Here is a 19,676-nt window from a genome sequence, read left to right on the forward strand (position 1 = left end):
TCACCGTTTGCTTTTGATGATGGTGCCCAAGCCCTGGAGGTAAGCCACCAGTGCGTCCATTTCAGTTTTGCCCTTCACAGCATCCTTGGCACCGGCGATGTCTTCGTCGGTATAAGGGACGCCGAGCACGCGCAAGACTTCCATTTTTTTCGCGGTGTCCTTGCCGTCCAGCTTGCGCTCTACGAGGAACGGGTACGCTGGCATGATCGACTCGGGAACCACGTTGCGCGGGTTGTATAGGTGCGCACGGTGCCAGTCATCGGAGTAACGGCCGCCAACACGGGCCAGATCCGGGCCGGTACGCTTGGAACCCCACAGGAACGGGTGGTCCCACACGCTTTCACCGGCGACCGAGTAGTGGCCATAGCGTTCGGTTTCGGCGCGGAACGGACGGATCATCTGCGAGTGGCATTGCACACAGCCATTGGCGATGTAGATGTCACGGCCTTCCAGTTCCAGCGCGTTACGCGGCTTCATGCCTTCGACCGGGGTGTTGGTCACGTCCTGGAAGAACAGCGGAACGATTTGAGTCAGGCCGCCAATACTGACGGCGATCACCATGAAGAAGGCCATGAGGCCAATATTCTTCTCGATTGTTTCGTGCTTGATCATCAGTGGGCTCCAACTACAGCGATCTTGGTCGCCGCTTCAGCTTCTACCGGGTTCGAGGCACGCACGGTGCGGAACACGTTGTAGGCCATGAACAGCATGCCGCTGGCGAAAATTGCACCGCCAAGGGCGCGAACGATAAAGCCCGGGTGGCTGGCTTGCAGAGCTTCCACGAACGAGTAGGTCAGAGTGCCGTCGTCGTTGATTGCACGCCACATCAGGCCCTGGGTGATGCCGTTGACCCACATCGAAGCGATATAAAGCACAGTACCAATAGTCGCCAGCCAGAAGTGCACGTTGATCAGGCTGGTGCTGTACATCTGCTTTTGGCCATAGACTTTCGGGATCATGTGGTACATGGCGCCGATCGAAATCATCGCAACCCAACCCAGTGCACCGGCGTGTACGTGGCCGATGGTCCAGTCGGTGTAGTGCGACAGCGAGTTGACGGTCTTGATTGCCATCATCGGGCCTTCGAAGGTCGACATGCCGTAGAAGGCCAGAGACACAACGAGGAAGCGCAGGATCGGGTCGGTGCGCAATTTATGCCAGGCGCCCGACAGGGTCATCATGCCGTTGATCATGCCGCCCCAGCTTGGAGCCAGCAGGATGATCGACATTGCCATGCCCAGCGACTGAGCCCAGTCCGGCAGAGCGGTGTAGTGCAAGTGGTGCGGACCGGCCCAGATATACAGGGTGATCAGCGCCCAGAAGTGCACGATAGACAGGCGATACGAGTAGATCGGACGCTCGGCCTGCTTGGGTACGAAGTAGTACATCATGCCCAGGAAGCCAGTAGTCAGGAAGAAACCTACCGCGTTGTGGCCGTACCACCACTGAATCATGGCATCTGTCGCACCGGCGTAAGCCGAGTAGGACTTGAAGAAGCTCACCGGCAGGGACGCGTGGTTGACGATGTGCAGCATTGCCGTCACGACAATGAACGCACCGTAGAACCAGTTACCTACATAGATGTGCTTGGTTTTACGCTTGGTAATGGTCCCGAAGAACACAATGCCGTAGGTCACCCAGACGATGGCCAGCAGAATAGCCAAAGGCCATTCCAGCTCTGCGTATTCTTTGGTCGTGGTGTAGCCCAGCGGCAACGTGATGATCGCGCCGACGATGACGGCCTGCCAACCCCAAAAGGTAAACGAGGCCAACGTGTCGGAGATCAGTCGCGTTTGGCAGGTGCGCTGTACGACGTAATAAGAGGTGCCAAACAATGCACAGCCACCAAAGGCAAAGATCACAAGGTTGGTATGCAAGGGGCGCAGACGGCCGAAGGTCGTCCATTCAAGGCCAAGGTTCAATTCAGGCCACACAAGCTGTGACGCGATGAAAACCCCGAGCCCCATGCCAAGGATCCCCCAGACCACCGTCATGATGGCGAACTGGCGGACTACCTTATAGTTATAAGCAGTCGGACTGATTGCTGTGCTCATTCTAAGGTTCCACGGTTTAGGTGTTTTATTAGGATAAAAATCGGTCGCAAGTATGTATAAAGCGTAGGGCTATTGCAACGAAGCATGACCCCGGTCAATGCTTTCCAAGGCTTATTCTGCGGCCTTTCCATGCGGGAAGTAAGGTCAAAGTGACCTCGACAAAAATGCCGCATGGGGGGCAAAACCGGAGGGGGTGATGCGGGCAAATTCAGGTGGGGGCAAGGCATGGCAAGAGCATGGCGAAGATCGCAATGGACGATAGCCGGTGTAAACCCACTAGTGTGGCCCGTAACAGTGCCCTTCAACTTACCGATTAATTTCACTTGACGTGAGCCCGAGAAAATCCGGATCGCGCAAGAGAAGAGCTTAGCCCTGAATAGCGGGAGAGCAATGAGGGACTAAAAAGAGGTGCGACACTTGGTCGCGCTTTGAGGCGGGAACTGCCGCACCAAAATGATGCGGCAGGAAATGTCCGGTAATTATTCGGTTGTGTTTTCCTCTTGATTACCGTGCGACAAGCTGAACACGTAGGCCGCAAGCAGTTGCACCTTGTCGTTGCCCAGCAACTCGTTTTGCGCAGGCATATGGCCCTGGCGACCATGGCGGATGGTTTGCTGCAATTGGGCCAGGCTGGTGCCGTAGATAAAACCGGCAGGTTGCGTCAGATCCGGCGCGCCCATCATGGGCATGCCTTTACCTTCGGCGCCGTGGCACGCCACGCAGGTGGTATCAAAGGCTTGCTTGCCAGCAGCCAGATCCACCGTGGTGTCCTGTGGCAATGGCAGTCCCGCTAGGCCATGACGCACATAAGCTGCGACGTTTTTGACCCCGGCTTCGCCCAGCACCTCACCCCAGGCTGGCATTGCCGCGATGCGGCCGCCCATGATGGTGGTCTTGATGGTGTCGGCATCACCGCCCCAACGCCAGGTGTTGTCGGCGAGGTTCGGGAAGCCGAAAGCACCCTTGGCATCCGAGCCGTGGCACACCGAGCAGTTGGAGGCAAACAGGCGACCGCCCATTTTCAGTGCGGCCGGGTCTTGCGCTACTTGTTCCACAGGCATGGCGGCATATTTGGCGAAGATCGGTCCGAACTTGGCGTCAGCCTTGTCCATCTCCTTTTCCCACTCATGAACCCCGGTCCAGCCATTTTCATAGCCGGGCAGCAGGCCTTTCCAGTTGCCCAAACCCGGGTAAAGGATCAAGTACCCCACCGAAAACACCAGCGTGCCAACGAACAGCATGAACCACCACTGTGGCAGCGGGTTGTCGTACTCCTCGATGCCATCGAAGCTGTGGCCCATGGTCTCGACGGTGTCGCTCTTGGTTTCACCCTTGCGCGTACCGACCAGCAGCCAGGTCAGGCCGATCAGCGTGCCAATGGTCAGCACGCATATATAGAGACTCCAGAAGGTGGTCATGCTTTGTTACTCCTAGACGCTTGTTCTTGCTCGACGTGTTGAATCGCCTCTGGATCGTCCTTGAATGGCAGTAAGGTCGCGTCTTCAAATTCCGACTTGCGCCGTGGGCTGAACACCCACAGCGCCAGACCGATAAACGCCACGGCCACCACCACGGTGCCCAGGCCGCGAATCATTCCACTACTCATCTCGAAGACCATGACTCACCTCTTGCTCTTGATGGCAGTGCCCAGCACTTGCAGGTAGGCCACCAGCGCGTCCATTTCGGTCTTGCCTTGTACCGACTGCTTGGCGTTGGCGATGTCTTCGTCGGTGTACGGCACGCCCAGGGTGCGCATCACCTCGAGTTTTTTCACGGTGTGGCTGTCATCTACCGGGGTTGCAACCAGCCATGGATACGCTGGCATTTTTGACTCGGGCACTACGTTGCGCGGGTTGTACAAGTGCGCACGGTGCCAGTCATCCGAGTAGCGACCACCGACGCGGGCCAGGTCTGGCCCGGTACGCTTGGAACCCCACAGAAACGGGTGATCCCACACGCTTTCACCGGCTACCGAGTAGTGACCATAACGCTCGGTCTCGGCGCGGAATGGGCGGATCATCTGCGAGTGACACTGCACGCAGCCTTCCCGAATGTAGATGTCGCGACCTTCCAGTTGCAGCGCGGTGTAAGGCTTCATGCCCTCTACCGGAGTGTTGGTCACGTCTTCAAAGAACAGCGGGACGATTTGCGTCAGGCCGCCAACACTCACGCACAGAATCATCAGCAACAGCATCAGGCCGATATTTTTTTCAACGACTTCGTGTTTCATTGCCAACTCCTCAGGCCATCTGCGCGGCGGCTACGACTTCAGCGGGCTCGGCGTTACGCACGGTGCGCCAAGTGTTGTAAGCCATCAGCAACATGCCGCTGAAGAAGATCGCACCACCAACCAGTCGCACGACATAGCCTGGATGGCTAGCCACCAAGGTTTCGACGAAGGAGTAGGTCAGCGTGCCGTCTTCGTTGACTGCGCGCCACATCAGGCCTTGAGCGATGCCGTTGACCCACATCGAGGCGATGTAAAGCACGGTGCCAATGGTGGCCAGCCAGAAGTGCGCGTTGATCAGGCCCAGGCTGTACATCTGCGGGCGGCCGAAAATTTTCGGGATCATGTGGTACAGCGCACCAATCGAAATCATCGCTACCCAACCCAGCGCCCCGGCGTGTACGTGGCCGATGGTCCAGTCGGTGTAGTGGGAGAGGGCGTTCACGGTCTTGATCGCCATCATCGGGCCTTCGAAGGTCGACATGCCGTAGAAAGCCAGGGACACCACGAGGAAGCGCAGAATCGGGTCGCTGCGCAACTTATGCCAGGCGCCCGAGAGCGTCATCATGCCGTTGATCATGCCGCCCCAGCTTGGCGCCAGCAGAATCAGTGACATCACCATGCCCAGCGACTGAGCCCAGTCCGGCAGTGCGGTGTAGTGCAAGTGGTGAGGGCCGGCCCAGATGTACAGGGTGATCAGCGCCCAGAAGTGCACGATGGACAGGCGATAGGAGTAGATCGGACGTTCGGCCTGTTTCGGCACGAAGTAGTACATCATCCCCAAAAAGCCCGCCGTCAGGAAAAAGCCCACAGCGTTATGTCCGTACCACCACTGGACCATGGCGTCAGTGGCGCCACCGTAGAGTGAGTACGACTTGGTGAAGCTGACCGGGATTTCCAGGTTGTTGACGATGTGCAAAATGGCCACGGTCACGATAAATGCGCCGAAGAACCAGTTGCCCACGTAAATGTGCTTGGTCTTGCGCTTCATGATCGTGCCGAAGAACACGATGGCGTATGCGACCCAGACGATGGTGATCAAAATGTCGATCGGCCATTCCAGCTCGGCGTACTCCTTGGAGCTGGTGTAGCCCAGCGGCAGGCTGATGGCCGCCAGCACAATCACCAGTTGCCAGCCCCAGAAGGTAAACGCCGCGATTTTCGGCGAAAACAGTGTGGCCTGGCAGGTGCGTTGCACCGAGTAGAACGAGGCGGCGAACAGAGCGCAGCCGCCGAAGGCGAAAATCACGGCGTTGGTGTGCAATGGGCGCAGGCGCCCGAAACTGGTCCAAGGCAAATTGAAGTTGAGTTCTGGCCAGACCAACTGCGCGGCGAGAAAAACGCCGAGCCCCATGCCGACGATGCCCCAAACCACCGTCATAATGGCAAATTGGCGGACCACCTTGTAGTTGTAGGCGGTACTTGTAGAAGTGTTCATGGTTCCCCATCCACGGTTCAGGCGCATACACATGCACGCCTGGAGTTATAGGCAGACTAAAAGCGAGGCAAGCATGGGTGTAACAGGCAGTGTCGGTATTGACAGGGATCAATGGGCGCAGTGCGTGCAGGCACGGGGCTGGCTGTGGAATCCTGCCACCAGCGGGGCCCAGGGCGATCAAGCGTGCACCCTGATACTGGCCCACGGTGCCGGTGCTCCCATGGACAGTCACTGGATGACAGGCATGGCTGAGCGCCTTGCGACACGCGGGGTGAGCGTGTTGCGCTTCGAGTTCCCATACATGGCTCAACGGCGATTGGATGGTGGCAAAAGGCCGCCAAATCAACAGGCCAAATTGCTCGATTGCTGGGGTGAAGTGTTTACTGAGGTGCGACGCTATGTCGCTGGGCCATTGGCCATTGGTGGCAAATCAATGGGTGGGCGCATGGCCAGCTTGCTGGCTGATGAACTGGGGGCTGATGCACTGGTGTGCCTGGGTTATCCGTTCTACGCGTCCGGTAAACCGGAAAAGCCCCGTGTGGCGCACTTGGCTGAACTGCAAACTCCGACCTTGATCGTGCAAGGCGAACGCGATGCTCTGGGCAACCGCGAAGCGGTAGAAGCCTACACGCTGGCGCCGGGCATTGAGGTGTTCTGGCTGGTATCAGGGGATCATGACCTCAAGCCGCTCAAGGTATCGGGGTTTACCCATGAGCAGCATCTGGAGGCGGCGGCGGACAGGATTGCGGGGTGGTTGTTACAACACTGACCCTTGGTGCTTAAGAAGCTCCGCAGCTGCCGAAGGGACGAGGCTGCGTTCGGCGACGTAGTCGTCGCAAAGTCAGCCACTACGGTGTGCCAGTTAAACCCGGCTCTCAGGATTTACGACGGCTTCGCCGCCGAACGCAGCCTCGTTCCTTCGGCAGCTGCTACAGGGGCCATTATTTGGTTCTGCTTAGCGGTTAAACCGCTCAACCAGTGAGTACTGGAAATTCACAGCCTGGGTCAGTTCTTCGCTTAACTGCAGTGTTCGTCACCAGAAAGCACCGGTAATTTTTCTGGCGTCAACGTAAGTTTATTCCTACGTATACGGATGACTTTTTCGATATTTTCCTGTGATGGTTACTTTCAAGATGAGTGCCATTTTCCGTAGATGGGCTCAGCAATGGGGTTGAGTTCAGCTTCAGAATTCAACAGCAGAGTTCTCATCTTGATGCCACATTTCCCTTTATCGCGTCAGTCAGCTCTTATGCTGGCTGTCAGTCAGGCGTTGCTCTTCTCGTGCGTGCAAGTACAAGCGGCAGACGCAGATGCCGTGATCGCACAGAGCGCAAATATCACGATCAGTGACAGACATATCGAAACCACCGGTGACGGTGTAGCGGCAATGAATGCTGATTCCGGCGGTAAAATCGAGGCCTCGGGGGTGAGTGCAACGACCTCCGGTAAACTTGCCCACGGGGTGTTGGTCTACGGTTTCGGTTCGCAGTTCAACGGTACCGATGAGCTAACTGTGACGACATCAGGCGAAGGCGCGGCCGGACTCAAGGTGCATATTGATGGCAAGGCCAGTGTGGAAAAAGTCAAGATTGCCACGAGTGGTCAAACGGCCCATGGGGTCGACGCGGATAGCCTGGTAACGATCAACCTGGGTGGAGGATCAATCACCACCACGGGAGATAAAAGCTATGGCATTCGAGGTTGGAATGGCATTGTCAACGGCAATGATCTGGCGATTCGAACCGAGGGCGCAGGCGCTATTGGTATCTTGGCCGTCAGTGGCTCGGCGATTGATCTGCGCGCCAGCTCGATTAACACTTACGGGGCAGGGGCGGCGGGGATACAGGCAGGAGGCAAGGGCCAAATCGAGCTTAAGGATTCCCACGTAAAAGCCCATGGCGCGGGTGCTGTCGGGGCGCTGCTTAGCGGCGGTAGCCTGGCTATCACTGGCGGCTCAATACAATCTCACGATGCGGCGGCATTGAGTATCAGTGGCTCAGGCAACACAGTCGACATCGACGGCGCTTACATCGGGAGCACCAATGGACCCGCGATCAAGGTAGATGCCGGTGCCGAGGCAATCATTGCCGTGAGCAACGGCTCTACCCTGTCAGCTGGCGACGGTAAGGGCGAGTTGCTTGATGTGCAGTCTGACAGCGTGCTGGATCTGGTGATTGATGGCAGTTTTCTGCACGGTAGCCTGACTGTTCCTGAGGGCGGTCTGGTGAATGTCCGCTTGCAAAATGGCACTTCCTTTACTGGCCAGATGACTGATATCGAGAAATTGCAGCTCGATTCGGACGTTAACTGGAACATCACTGGCGACAGCAGTGCCGGCTCACTGGTGCTCAATGGTGGCACGGTCGATTTCGCTGGTTCCGAATACTTTCATCGGCTAGCCATGGGCGAGTTGTCGGGCAATGGTTCGTTTGGTTTGAAGCTCGACATAAACAACCGCCAGATCGACTTCCTGGATGTAAATGGTCAAGCCAGTGGCAGCCATATTGTTCGTGTTCAAAATACAGGCGCTGAGCCAGCGCCGGGTTTTGATCCTTTGCAGGTTATCCATACCGAAGGTGGCAATGCGAACTTTGCCCTGTTGGGAGGGCGTGTTGACCTTGGTGCGTTTTCTTATGCGATGGAACGCGAGGGCGACGACTGGTTCCTGACCAGCTCAAACCGTGAAGTAAGCCCGGCAACCCGAAGCGTTCAAGCTTTGTTCAATAGTGCGCCGACCGTATGGTATGGCGAGATGAGCACGTTGCGCAGCCGAATGGGCGAGGTACGTAGCAGTGGGCAGGGCGGAAGCTGGATGCGCAGTTACGGTAACAAATATCAGGTTTCGGGCAGCGACGGGCTGGGCTATCGGCAAAATCAAACAGGTCTGTCACTGGGCGTTGATGCGCCGCTGGTGAGTGCCGATGGCGTGCTTTTGGTCGGCCTGCTCGCGGGCTACAGCAAATCTGACTTGTCGCAGTCGCGAGGTTCGTCGGGCACTGTCGATAGCTTTTATGTCGGGACTTACGGCACCTGGATGCGTGACGACGGCTACTACGTCGATGGCGTGCTCAAACTTAACCAATTCCAGAACCGGGCGCACGTCGTGATGAGCGACTTCAGCAAGGCCAGAGGCAATTATCGCAATTATGGTGTAGGTGCTTCGCTGGAGGTGGGTCGCACTATTCAGCTGACAGAACACCTGTTCGTCGAGCCTTTCGCTCAAGCTTCCGTAGTCGCGGTGCAAGGCAAGTCTTTCAGTCTGGACTCCGAACTGCAGGCCGAGAATGCGATGACCCGCTCTTTGCTCGGCAAAGTGGGCATGACCCTTGAGCATCGTAACGAATGGGCGAGCCCTTACATCAAGGTTGCGCTGGCCCAGGAATTTGCCCGTGACAATGAAATCAAGGTCAATGGCAACCGCTTCAAGAATGACCTGCATGGTACTCGGGGTGAGTTGGGTGTTGGCCTGGCCCTGTCAGTTGCTAGTAATTTGCAATTACACGCTGACTTCGAATACATGAATGGTCAAAGTATTGAACAGCCTTGGGGCGCAAATGTCGGTCTTCGATACGCGTTTGACTGAAGGATAAAACTAAAAAGCCAGCGAGTTGCTCGCTGGCTTTTTTACATCAGCGGTTAAACCGCTCCACCAACGAGTACTGGATATTCACGGTCTGGGTCAGTTCTTCGCTCAACTGCGCGGAGTGCTGCGCCTGTTCCGAGGTTTGGTCCGCCAGGTCGGCGATGGTGCTGATGTTACGGCTGACTTCTTCTGCCACCGCACTTTGCTCTTCGGTCGCCGCTGCGATCTGGGTGGTCATGTCGGTAATGTTGGCCACCGCTTCGCTGATGCCCACCAGCGCCTGATCGGCTTCCAGTACGCGCGCCACACCTTCTTCGGCCTGACGGTGCCCGGCGTTCATGGTCTGCACGGCAGTGGCGGCAGTCTGTTGCAGCTTGGCAATCAGGCTGTGAATCTGCCCGGTCGAGGTGCTGGTGCGTTGTGCCAGTTGGCGCACTTCATCAGCCACCACGGCGAAGCCACGGCCCATTTCACCGGCCCGCGCCGCTTCGATCGCCGCGTTCAGGGCCAGAAGGTTGGTCTGATCGGCAATGCCCTTGATCACATCAACCACGCCGCCGATCTCATCACTGTCCTTGGCCAGTTGCGTAACCGTGGCCCCGGTTTCTCCTACCACCACCGACAGGCGTTCAATGGCTTCACGGGTTTCCCCGGCAATATCGCGACCACGGCTGGTCAGGCGATTGGCCTCTTGGGTGGCGTCCGCAGTGCGTTGCACATGGCTGGCAACTTCTTGAGTGGTCGCGGCCATCTGGTTGACCGCAGTTGCCACCTGCTCGGTTTCGACGCGCTGGCGTTCCAGCCCGGTAGAACTCTTGTGCGCCAGGATGTCCGATTGACGAGCCTGTTCGCTCAGGTGCTCAGCGGTGTCCTGCAGGCGTGTCAGGCAGGTTTTCAGGCGGGCTTCCTGACTGAGGATGGACATTTCCAGACGCGCTTGCGGGCCACGACTGTCGGTGTACATCTGTGCGATCAACGGGTCGGAGGTGGTTTGCTCGGCCAGGCGCAACAGGCGCTTGATTCCGCGTTGTTGCCAGCTCAAGCCAAGCAGCCCCAGCGGAACCGACAGCAAGGCGGCGAGGGCAAAACCCCAGCTGGAATTGAGCAGGGCGCCAATGGTGAAGCTCAACTGGCTGACCAGAATAAAGGGCAGCCAATCCTGCATCACCGGCAGCCACTTGTCCCGCTGAGGCACTGGCGATTTGCCGCTATTGATGCGTGAGTACAGGGCTTCGGCACGACGGATTTGTTCAGCGGTCGGTTTGACCCGTACCGACTCATACCCCACCACGCGCTCGTTCTCGAAGATCGGGGTTACGTACGCATTGACCCAATAATGGTCGCCGTTCTTGCAGCGGTTTTTCACGATACCCATCCATGGCGCGCCCTTTTTCAGGGTGCTCCACATGTGCTCAAACACTGCGGACGGCACATCAGGATGGCGCACAAGGTTGTGCGGTGCGCGTATCAGCTCCTCACCCGAGAACCCGCTGATTTCGATAAAAGCATCGTTGCAGTAGGAAATAACGCCTTTGGCATCGGTTGTGGAAATCAACCGTTGTTGCGCAGGAAATGTGCGTTCGCGTTGAGTGATGGGCTGGTTATTACGCATGTCGTTTCAATCCGCAAGACTTTGACAGGCTTTCGGCACACGTAAGGAATTGTTTAATTTATATTTCAGATGCCGGGCTGGCACTGCACAGCCCGGCGAAGAGATGTAGCGCTTTAGGGGGCGAGCATCGGATAGGTGAAGAACACGAAGTGCAGCACGTTGAGCCCAAAGTGTGTGGCAATTGCCGCACCTAGACCGCCAAAGCGGTACGCCAGGCCATAGCCGACCCCCGCCAACCCGGCCAGCAACATCCATTGCCAGCCCGCTGCGGCATGGGCCAGGCCGAACAGCAGCGAGGCGGTCACCAGCGCAATGGTCTGGCCATAGGGCAATAACTTGAGCCTGCGACTCAGGCCGCCCTGGATATAGCCGCGAAACAGTGCTTCTTCAACCAGGGTCACCAGCAGCAGATTATTCAACAACCAGATTGTGCTCTGGTGCGGCCATTTCGGCGCCCAGGCAATCATGCCCAGCAGCATCGCCCCGCCCAGCGCCACAATGGCGGCCAGTCCCAGCCCCATTACAGTGGCACCAAGCGATGCGCGCCAGGCAAACCGGGGGGCGATCCACGGGCACACCAGCAGCAGCCAAAAACCAATCAGCGGCTTGTCCAGGTTGAAGTACATAGAGAACGGCACGGCATCCGGTGTCAGCCAGGTAGGACTGATGGCTCGACCGTTATGGAAACCGGGTAGCCAATGCAGTGCAAGTGCGAGGGCCAGCAGTACAAACAATCCGTGGCCGGCATAACGCAGGTAATGGGTTTTACGCTGGAGTACGGCGAGCCCGCTGACAGTCAGCAGGGCGAGCGCGATCAGGGTTTGCAGGCCCAATTGCCCGTAACTCAGGGCAAGGCCGTAGCCGAGGGTCAGAAGTGCCAAATAAGGCCATGGCAAAGCAATCATGAAAATCCTTTGAATCGTTAAAAAGCACCCCGGATTCAGTCCAGGGTGCGCAAGTATAACGATTCGAATGAATCCACGGGTTCTTGTGGGAACGACGGTTGTCTTCATCCTGCAACCTGTAGCCGCTGCCGAAGGCTGCGATAAGGGCCGCAGGACCTTCGCTCCCGGTCAAGGTTCGGGGCTGCTTCGCACCCCATCGCAGCCTGCGGCAGCGGCTACAAAAAACAGCTTATGGCTAAGAAGCAATCAGCTGACGCAACACATAGTGCAAAATTCCCCCCGCCTTGAAGTATTCCACCTCGTTGAGAGTGTCGATCCTGCACAGCACCTCGACTTTCTCCTGGCTGCCATTCTCGCGAGTGATCACCAGTGTCAGATTCATCCGTGGTTGCAGCTCGGCATCCGTTAACCCGAGGATACCCAGGGTTTCCTTGCCTGTAAGGTTCAGGCTCTTGCGGTTCTGATCCAGCTTGAACTGCAATGGCAGAACGCCCATGCCCACCAGGTTTGAACGGTGGATGCGCTCGAAGCTCTCGGCAATCACTGCCTTGACCCCCAGCAGATTGGTGCCTTTGGCCGCCCAGTCACGGCTTGAACCGGTGCCGTATTCCTGACCGGCAATCACCACCAGTGGCGTACCGGATGCCTGATAGCGCATGGCCGCATCGTAAATCGGCAGTTTTTCGCCACTAGGGATGTAGATCGTATTGCCGCCTTCTTCGCCGCCGAGCATTTCGTTGCGAATGCGGATATTGGCAAAGGTGCCCCGCATCATTACTTCATGGTTGCCGCGACGTGAGCCGTAAGAGTTGAAATCCCGTGGTTCGACGCCTTTTTCGCGCAGGTAGCGCCCGGCAGGGCTGTCGGCCTTGATGTTGCCGGCCGGGGAGATGTGGTCTGTGGTCACCGAGTCGCCCAACAGCGCCAGAATATTCGCGCCTTTAACGTCAGCAATCACCGGCAGCGGCCCGCTGATTTGATCAAAGAACGGCGGATGCTGGATGTAGGTCGAGTCTTCCTGCCAGACATAGGTTGCAGCTTGCGGCACCTCGATGGCTTGCCACTGTTCGTCACCGGCAAACACTTCGGCGTATTCCTTGTGGAACATTCCGGTGGTGACTTGTGCCACGGCGTCGGCGATCTCTTTCTGGCTTGGCCAGATATCACGCAGGTATACAGGCTGTCCGTCTTTACCTGTGCCCAGCGGATCTCGGCTGATATCAATGCGTACCGTGCCAGCCAAGGCATAGGCCACCACCAGCGGCGGGGAGGCCAGCCAGTTGGTTTTCACCAGGGGGTGTACGCGACCTTCAAAGTTGCGGTTGCCCGACAGCACTGAAGCCACGGTCAGGTCGGATTGGGTAATGGCCTTTTCAATCGGCTCAGGCAGTGGCCCCGAGTTGCCGATGCACGTGGTGCAACCGTAGCCCACCAGGGCAAAGCCCAATTGGTCGAGGTACTGGGTCAGACCTGCGGCCTTGTAATAATCAGTCACCACCTTGGAGCCCGGTGCCAGTGAGGTCTTGACCCAAGGCTGGCGCGTAAGGCCCTTCTCGACGGCTTTTTTTGCCACCAGTCCGGCGGCCATCATCACGCTGGGGTTGGAAGTGTTGGTGCACGAGGTGATGGCAGCAATGACCACCGCACCGTTTTTCAGGCGATAGGTATGGCCTTCAAAACTGTAGTCCGCTTCGCCGATCAAGTCCGCATTGCCCACGGCCACGCCGCCACCGCCTTCACTCTCAAGTCGGCCTACTTCTTTCTTGTTGCTCGGCTGGAACTGCAAACTGAGAAAGTCTTCGAAGGCTTGCGCCACGTTGGGTAGCGAAACTCGGTCCTGCGGACGTTTTGGTCCGGCCAGACTGGCTTCGACCGTGCCCATGTCGAGTGCCAGGGTTTCGGTAAAGATCGGCTCCTGGCCTGCGTTGCGCCACAGGCCCTGGGCTTTGCAATAGGCCTCGACCAGTTTCACGGTGGCGTCAGGGCGCCCGGACAAACGCAGGTAGTCCAGGGTGATGTCATCAACTGGGAAAAAGCCGCAGGTCGCGCCATATTCCGGAGCCATGTTGGCAATCGTGGCACGGTCTGCCAGCGGCAAATCCGCGAGACCATCGCCATAAAACTCAACGAACTTGCCGACTACCCCCTTGCTGCGCAGCATTTGCGTGACCGTCAGCACCAGGTCTGTGGCGGTAATGCCTTCTTTAAGCTTGCCGCTGAGTTTGAACCCCACGACTTCCGGGATCAGCATCGACACCGGCTGGCCGAGCATTGCGGCTTCGGCTTCAATCCCACCCACGCCCCAGCCCAATACACCAAGACCATTGATCATGGTGGTGTGGGAGTCGGTGCCTACCAGAGTGTCGGGGAAGGCATAGGTGCGGCCGTCTTCATCCTTGGTCCAGACCGTACGGCCCAGGTATTCCAGGTTTACCTGATGGCAAATCCCGGTGCCGGGCGGTACGACGCTGAAGTTGTCGAAGGCATTCTGCCCCCAACGCAAGAACGCATAGCGTTCGCCGTTGCGTTCCATCTCGATATCGACGTTTTGTTCAAAAGCGCTGGCGCTGCCGAACCGGTCGACCATCACCGAGTGGTCAATCACCAGATCCACGGGGGACAGCGGGTTAATCCGCTGCGGGTCGCCGCCTGCCTTGGCCATCGCGGCGCGCATGGCCGCCAGGTCGACCACGGCCGGTACTCCGGTAAAATCCTGCATCAGTACCCGGGCCGGGCGGTACTGGATTTCCCGGTCGCTGCTCCGTTCCTTGAGCCAAGCGGCCAGGGCCTTTAGGTCGGGCTCGGTGACCGTTTTACCGTCCTCCCAGCGCAGCAGGTTTTCCAGCAGTACTTTGAGCGACATCGGCAACTTGCTCAAATCGCCCAGTGACTTGGCGGCGAGCGGCAGGCTGAAATAGTGATAAGTCTTATCGTCGACTTTTAGTGTGGCCAGAGTGTTCAGGCTATCGAGGGAGGACATGAAATGACTCCTTTAGACGGATCACGGGGTTAAAGCAGAGCTTCTAACCTAGCTCTGATTCCGGGCTGTGGCTAATAACTGGACTGTCTATGCGGGTTCAAGGTTCCGAAGTCAGTTATCATGCCCGCCTTTTCGTGACACGCCTTGCTCCAAAGCAAGGTTGCGCAGCAGGCCAATTCCCGCCAGTTGCCCAGGAGTAATTCAATGAACACCCTTTTTATGCACTGCCGCCCCGGTTTTGAAGGCGAAGTCTGCTCGGAAATCGCCGAGCATGCCGCTCGCCTTAACGTGTCTGGCTATGCCAAGGCCAAGCCGAGCACTGCCTGCGCCGAGTTTGTGTGCACCGAAGAAGGCGGCACTGCACGCCTTATGAACAATTTGCGATTTGCCGAGCTGATCTTTCCGCGCCAATGGGCCCGGGGCAGCTTTGTCGATCTGCCGGAAACCGACCGGATCAGCGTCATCCTTGAGCACATGGCCGATTTTCCGGTGTGTGGCAGTCTGTGGCTGGAAATCGTCGACACCAACGATGGCAAAGAGCTGTCCAACTTCTGCAAGAAGTTCGAAGCGCATTTGCGCAAGGCGTTGATCAAGGCTGGCAAACTGGTTGAAGACGACGCGCACAAGCCGCGTCTGCTGCTGACCTTTAAAAGCGGCCGCGAAGTGTTCCTCGGCCTGGCGGAGTCCGATAACTGTGCCATGTGGCCCATGGGCATCCCGCGCCTGAAGTTCCCGCGCGAAGCGCCGAGCCGCTCGACCCTCAAGCTCGAAGAAGCCTGGCATCACTTTATCCCCCGTGATCAATGGGATGAGCGCTTGCACAGTGACATGACCGGCGTTGACCTGGGCGCCGCCCCGGGTGGCTGGACCTGGCAGTTGGTCAATCGCGGCATGATCGTGACCGCCATCGACAACGGCCCGATGGCTGAAAGCCTGATGGATACTGGTCTGGTGCAGCACTTGATGGCCGACGGCTTTACCTTCAAGCCCAAGCAGCCAGTGGACTGGATGGTCTGCGATATCGTCGAGAAACCGGCGCGCAATGCGGCGATGCTGGAAGAGTGGATCGGCGAAGGCCATTGCCGTGAAGCGGTGGTTAACTTGAAATTGCCGATGAAACAGCGCTATGCCGAAGTGCGACGTTTGCTTGATCGCATCGCTGACGGCTTCAAGGCGCGGGGCATCCAGGTTGAAATCGGCTGTAAGCAGCTGTACCACGACCGTGAAGAAGTGACCTGTCATCTGCGTCGACTGGACGTTAAAAAACCTAAATCTCGCTGATTCGGGAGTTACTGATGAGTTTTACTGACCTGCCGGTTGACGGCACTCTGGACGCCACCGGCCTCAACTGCCCTGAGCCGGTGATGATGTTGCACCAGCACATTCGCGACCTGGCGCCGGGCGGCTTGCTGAAAGTCATTGCCACAGACCCTTCGACCCGCCGCGACATTCCCAAGTTCTGCGTGTTTCTGGACCATGAACTGGTGGGGCAGCAGGAAGAGGCGGGCAAGTACCTGTACTGGATCCGTAAAAAGCTGGATTGAAATTTGTGTAGCCGCTGCCGAAGGAGCGAGGCTGCGTTCGATTGCGAAGCGATCGTAAAACCTGAGTCCACGGTCTGTCAGTTAAACTGCGGACTCAGGTTTTACGACGGCTGCGCCGCCGAACGCAGCCTCGTTCCTTCGGCAGCTGCTACAGGTTACCCGGCGCGGCGAATATGCTTTTTCGCACTACGCGCCAGCCGTACGCCGAGCATCAGCGCGGCGCAGGTCAAGCCCACGATCAAACCTTGCCATAGCCCGCTCGGGCCATTGGCTGCGCCGAACCAGTCGGTCAGCCCCAAGGCATAACCCACCGGCAAACCAATCCCCCAGTAAGCAAACAAGGTCAGAATCATCGTCACCCGCGTGTCCTGATAGCCGCGCAGTGCACCGGCTGCAGTCACCTGGATCACATCCGAAAACTGATACAGCGCGGCAAACATCAGCAACATGGTCGCCACCTCGATCACCATTGGGTCTGCGGTGTAGACGGTCGCGATCTGCTCGCGCAGCAGCAGGATCAGGCTGGCGGAAATCGCGGCCCAAATCAGTGCGGTGCCCATCCCAACGCCCGCCACAAACCGTGCTTCCCTTGGTTGCTGACGGCCCAGTGCCTGCCCCACGCGTACGGTAATCGCCATACCCAGCGAATACGGGATCATGAACACCAGCGAGCTGAAGTTCAGGGCAATTTGATGACCCGCCACCACGGTTGCGCCCAGGCTGCCAATCAACAGGGCAATCACCGCAAAAATGCTCGACTCGGCAAATACCGCGATCCCGATGGGCAAACCCACGCTGAGCAAACGCTTGAGAATCGCCCATTGTGGCCATTCAAAATGGCTGTAGACCTTGCTCGACCGGTAGATCGCCCCGCGATAGGTCCAGACCACCATGCCGAGGGCCATAAACCACATCACAATCGCCGTGGCCCAGCCACAGCCCACGCCGCCCATGGCCGGAACGCCAAAGTGGCCGTAAATGAAGATGTAGTTGATCGGGATATTGAGCGCCAGGGCGCACAGCCCCAGCACCATGCTTGGCCGGGTTTTGCCCAGGCCATCGCTGAAATTGCGCAATACGCAATACAGCCCTACAGCAGGCATGCCACTGGCGATCCCGTGCAAGTACCCCATGCTCGGTTCGATCAGGTCAGGATCGACTTTCATCAAATACAGCAGCGGTTCGGCAGCGATCAGGATCAGGGCCGCACACACGCCGGTTATCAGTGCCAGCCACAGCGCCTGGCGAACGATGGGGCCGATTTCGGCGTGAGCATCTGCGCCAAAGCGTTGTGCGACTTTGGGCGTGGTTGCCAACAAAATGCCTGACATCAGCAAAAACACCGGCACCCAGATCGAGTTGCCCAGCGCCACGGCAGCCAGGTCTCGCGGCCCGACGCGCCCAGCCATCACCGCATCGACAAAACCCATGGCCGTGGTGGCGATCTGCGAAATGATGATCGGAAACGCCAGCGTCAGCAGCGCGCGAACTTCTGTGCGAACCCGGGCCGGGCGGCTGACAGCGATAGGGGGAGAGTCATGAGTTACAGAGTTCACAGTCGTGCATCCACAGTGTTTAACGCGCAAAGCCGGAGATTGTACGCCTGACCAAATGGTCAGAAAACACTGAGTTGTAGGATGTTTGTAAGCGTGACTGTGAGTACCTTCCACACCCGGCTGGCCCATTCATCGCAACAACGCCTACACTGCCTCTCCGCGAAAGGAGCCTGCCATGTTGATTGTTGCTGACGAAAATATTCCGTTGATCGAAGAATTTTTTGCTGACTTCGGTGAAATACGCCGCTTGCCGGGGCGCCAGATCAACCGCGCAGACGTACATGACGCCGATATCCTGCTGGTACGCTCGGTGACTAAAGTAGACCGCGACTTGCTCGAGGGCAGCGCGGTGCGGTTTGTCGGTACATGCACCATCGGCACCGATCACCTGGCGCTGGACTACTTTCAGCAAGCCGGTATCCAGTGGTCCAGCGCCCCCGGCTGCAATGCCAGGGGTGTGGTCGATTACGTGCTCGGCAGCCTGCTGACCCTGGCCGAAATTGAAGGTGCCGATCTGACGCAGCGCACCTATGGCGTGATTGGCGCCGGTGAAGTGGGCGGGCGACTGATTAACGTGCTGCGCTCGCTGGGCTTCAATGTGCTGGTTTGCGACCCCGTGCGTGAAGCGTCAGAAGGTGGCGATTACGTCAGCCTCGAGCAGATCATCGAGCAGTGCGATGTACTCAGCCTGCACACCCCGCTGAGCAAGACCGGCGACTTCCCGACTTGGCACCTGCTCGATCAGCAGCGCCTGGAGCAACTGCAATCGGGCACCTGGCTGATCAACGCCAGCCGTGGCCCGGTGATCGACAATGCCGCACTGCGCGACGTGCTGACCCGTCGCGATGACCTGCAAGCAGTGCTGGATGTGTGGGAAGGCGAGCCGCAAGTGGACGTTGAGCTGGCTGACTTGTGCGTGCTGGCCACCCCGCATATCGCTGGCTACAGCCTGGATGGCAAACAGCGGGGCACCGCGCAGATTTATCAGGCGCTGTGTGATTTTCTTGGCCATACCCCGCAGGTGCAGCTCGCCGACCTGCTGCCGGCGCCTTGGCTGGCGAAGGTCGAATTGAGTGCCGACACCGATCCCGCCTGGGCCCTGGGCATGCTTTGTCGTGGTGTGTACGACCCGCGCCGTGACGATGCTGACTTTCGCCGCAGCCTGATTGGCAGTGTCCAGGAGCAGAAGCTGGCATTCGACGGTTTGCGCAAGCATTACCCGCTGCGCCGCGAAATCGAAGGTTTGCCGGTCCACATCGAAGGCGAGTCCGTAGCTTTGAAGCAACTGGTAAAGGCCCTGGGCGCTGTGCTGGTATAAGCCTGCGCAGATAAAAAAACCGGCCTTACGCAGTAAGGCCGGTCAGTGAAGCGAAAGCTGTTTGATCATCGGGAAAGTCTTGTATGCAGGGATCAGTCCTTGCGTGAAGGTTTGACCAGACGTTGCTCCAGCTCGTGGCAAGCGTCCTGAATCATCTCTTCGGTGATCGAAATTTCCTGACCATTTTCATCGATGATTGCGCACCCCAGAGACTGGTGTGTCTGGGTGCGAATTACGGGTACGGCTTGAGCGTTCTGTTGCAAATCCATGGCCTGTCTCCTCATCAGGGGGTAGCGCTACTGTAGATCCGTTTAATGACTGAGCTGTTACAAACACAGTGTCCATCCCAGTCCAACAGAAATATTCTGAAACTTCCAGCCTCACTTTAGAACTTTACAGCCTAGGCCTTGTAGATCTTGGTCATATTCAAAACGACTGAGAAAGGTTTACCGGTTTAAA

General features: G+C 57.8%; 16 protein-coding genes. 5 read left to right on the forward strand and 11 right to left on the reverse strand.

Going from position 1 to position 19,676, the window contains the following annotated elements:
• From ccoO (N7D90_RS08340) to ccoN (N7D90_RS08365), 6 genes are all read right to left on the reverse strand, one after another.
• A complete protein-coding gene (gene ccoO, locus N7D90_RS08340) occupies window positions 1-612 on the reverse strand; it encodes a cytochrome-c oxidase, cbb3-type subunit II (RefSeq protein ID WP_261741713.1) in 612 nt (203 codons plus the stop codon).
• Window positions 612-2,054: a cytochrome-c oxidase, cbb3-type subunit I gene (ccoN, locus tag N7D90_RS08345; RefSeq protein WP_261741714.1), complete on the reverse strand. Its 1,443-nt coding sequence runs from the start codon at window positions 2,052-2,054 to the stop codon at window positions 612-614. Before ccoN (N7D90_RS08345) ends, ccoO (N7D90_RS08340) begins: the two co-directional genes overlap by 1 nt.
• A gap of 479 nt (window positions 2,055-2,533) precedes the next feature.
• A complete protein-coding gene (gene ccoP / locus N7D90_RS08350) occupies window positions 2,534-3,472 on the reverse strand; it encodes a cytochrome-c oxidase, cbb3-type subunit III (protein ID WP_261741715.1) in 939 nt (312 codons plus the stop codon).
• Window positions 3,469-3,660, reverse strand: coding sequence for a cbb3-type cytochrome oxidase subunit 3 (locus N7D90_RS08355; RefSeq protein WP_019826673.1), 192 nt, complete (start codon window positions 3,658-3,660; stop codon window positions 3,469-3,471). The genes ccoP and N7D90_RS08355 overlap by 4 nt, the downstream gene beginning before the upstream one ends.
• A 15-nt stretch (window positions 3,661-3,675) precedes the next feature.
• A complete protein-coding gene (gene ccoO / locus N7D90_RS08360; protein ID WP_261741716.1) occupies window positions 3,676-4,284 on the reverse strand; it encodes a cytochrome-c oxidase, cbb3-type subunit II in 609 nt (202 codons plus the stop codon).
• A 10-nt stretch (window positions 4,285-4,294) separates the two neighbouring features.
• Complete coding sequence (gene ccoN, locus N7D90_RS08365; RefSeq protein WP_019826669.1) at window positions 4,295-5,719, reverse strand: cytochrome-c oxidase, cbb3-type subunit I; 1,425 nt, start codon at window positions 5,717-5,719, stop codon at window positions 4,295-4,297.
• Between the two features lie 73 nt (window positions 5,720-5,792).
• On the opposite strand from ccoN (N7D90_RS08365), the gene N7D90_RS08370 reads away from it, so the two are divergent.
• Together N7D90_RS08370 and N7D90_RS08375 are read left to right on the forward strand one after the other, a co-directional pair.
• Window positions 5,793-6,488 (forward strand): alpha/beta family hydrolase, encoded by a 696-nt coding sequence (locus N7D90_RS08370; protein WP_261741717.1) that lies wholly within the window; start codon window positions 5,793-5,795, stop codon window positions 6,486-6,488.
• 480 nt (window positions 6,489-6,968) lie between these two features.
• Window positions 6,969-9,302 carry an autotransporter outer membrane beta-barrel domain-containing protein gene (locus N7D90_RS08375; RefSeq protein WP_261741718.1) on the forward strand — a complete coding sequence of 778 codons (2,334 nt, stop codon included), beginning with the start codon at window positions 6,969-6,971 and terminating at the stop codon, window positions 9,300-9,302.
• A gap of 46 nt (window positions 9,303-9,348) precedes the next feature.
• On the opposite strand, the gene N7D90_RS08380 is transcribed toward N7D90_RS08375, so the two are convergent.
• From N7D90_RS08380 to acnA, 3 genes are all read right to left on the reverse strand, one after another.
• Window positions 9,349-10,914, reverse strand: a complete 1,566-nt coding sequence (locus N7D90_RS08380) for a methyl-accepting chemotaxis protein (RefSeq protein WP_261741719.1) — start codon at window positions 10,912-10,914, stop codon at window positions 9,349-9,351.
• Between the two features lie 113 nt (window positions 10,915-11,027).
• The gene (locus N7D90_RS08385) at window positions 11,028-11,819 is read right to left on the reverse strand and encodes a CPBP family intramembrane glutamic endopeptidase (protein ID WP_261741720.1); all 792 of its coding nucleotides are present in this window, start codon (window positions 11,817-11,819) and stop codon (window positions 11,028-11,030) included.
• A 235-nt stretch (window positions 11,820-12,054) separates the two neighbouring features.
• A complete protein-coding gene (gene acnA / locus N7D90_RS08390) occupies window positions 12,055-14,799 on the reverse strand; it encodes an aconitate hydratase AcnA (protein WP_261741721.1) in 2,745 nt (914 codons plus the stop codon).
• 204 nt (window positions 14,800-15,003) lie between these two features.
• On the opposite strand from acnA, the gene rlmM reads away from it, so the two are divergent.
• Complete coding sequence (gene rlmM, locus N7D90_RS08395; protein ID WP_261741722.1) at window positions 15,004-16,080, forward strand: 23S rRNA (cytidine(2498)-2'-O)-methyltransferase RlmM; 1,077 nt, start codon at window positions 15,004-15,006, stop codon at window positions 16,078-16,080.
• 14 nt (window positions 16,081-16,094) lie between these two features.
• Window positions 16,095-16,343, forward strand: a complete 249-nt coding sequence (gene tusA / locus N7D90_RS08400) for a sulfurtransferase TusA (RefSeq protein ID WP_261741723.1) — start codon at window positions 16,095-16,097, stop codon at window positions 16,341-16,343.
• Window positions 16,344-16,498: 155 nt separating this feature from the next.
• Here the strand turns inward: tusA and N7D90_RS08405 are convergent, their stop codons facing one another.
• On the reverse strand, window positions 16,499-17,899 hold the full coding sequence (locus tag N7D90_RS08405) for an MATE family efflux transporter (RefSeq protein WP_261741724.1): 1,401 nt from the start codon (window positions 17,897-17,899) through the stop codon (window positions 16,499-16,501).
• 175 nt (window positions 17,900-18,074) lie between these two features.
• Here N7D90_RS08405 and pdxB point away from each other — a divergent pair, with 175 nt between their 5' ends.
• Complete coding sequence (gene pdxB / locus N7D90_RS08410) at window positions 18,075-19,217, forward strand: 4-phosphoerythronate dehydrogenase PdxB (RefSeq protein ID WP_261741725.1); 1,143 nt, start codon at window positions 18,075-18,077, stop codon at window positions 19,215-19,217.
• Window positions 19,218-19,309: 92 nt separating this feature from the next.
• Here the strand turns inward: pdxB and N7D90_RS08415 are convergent, their stop codons facing one another.
• Window positions 19,310-19,486 carry a PA1571 family protein gene (locus N7D90_RS08415; RefSeq protein ID WP_261741726.1) on the reverse strand — a complete coding sequence of 59 codons (177 nt, stop codon included), beginning with the start codon at window positions 19,484-19,486 and terminating at the stop codon, window positions 19,310-19,312.
• Window positions 19,487-19,676 lie beyond the last annotated feature (190 nt).

The sequence above is a fragment of the Pseudomonas fragi genome (assembly GCF_025426255.1).
GTDB classification, from domain to species: domain Bacteria; phylum Pseudomonadota; class Gammaproteobacteria; order Pseudomonadales; family Pseudomonadaceae; genus Aquipseudomonas; species Aquipseudomonas kulmbachensis.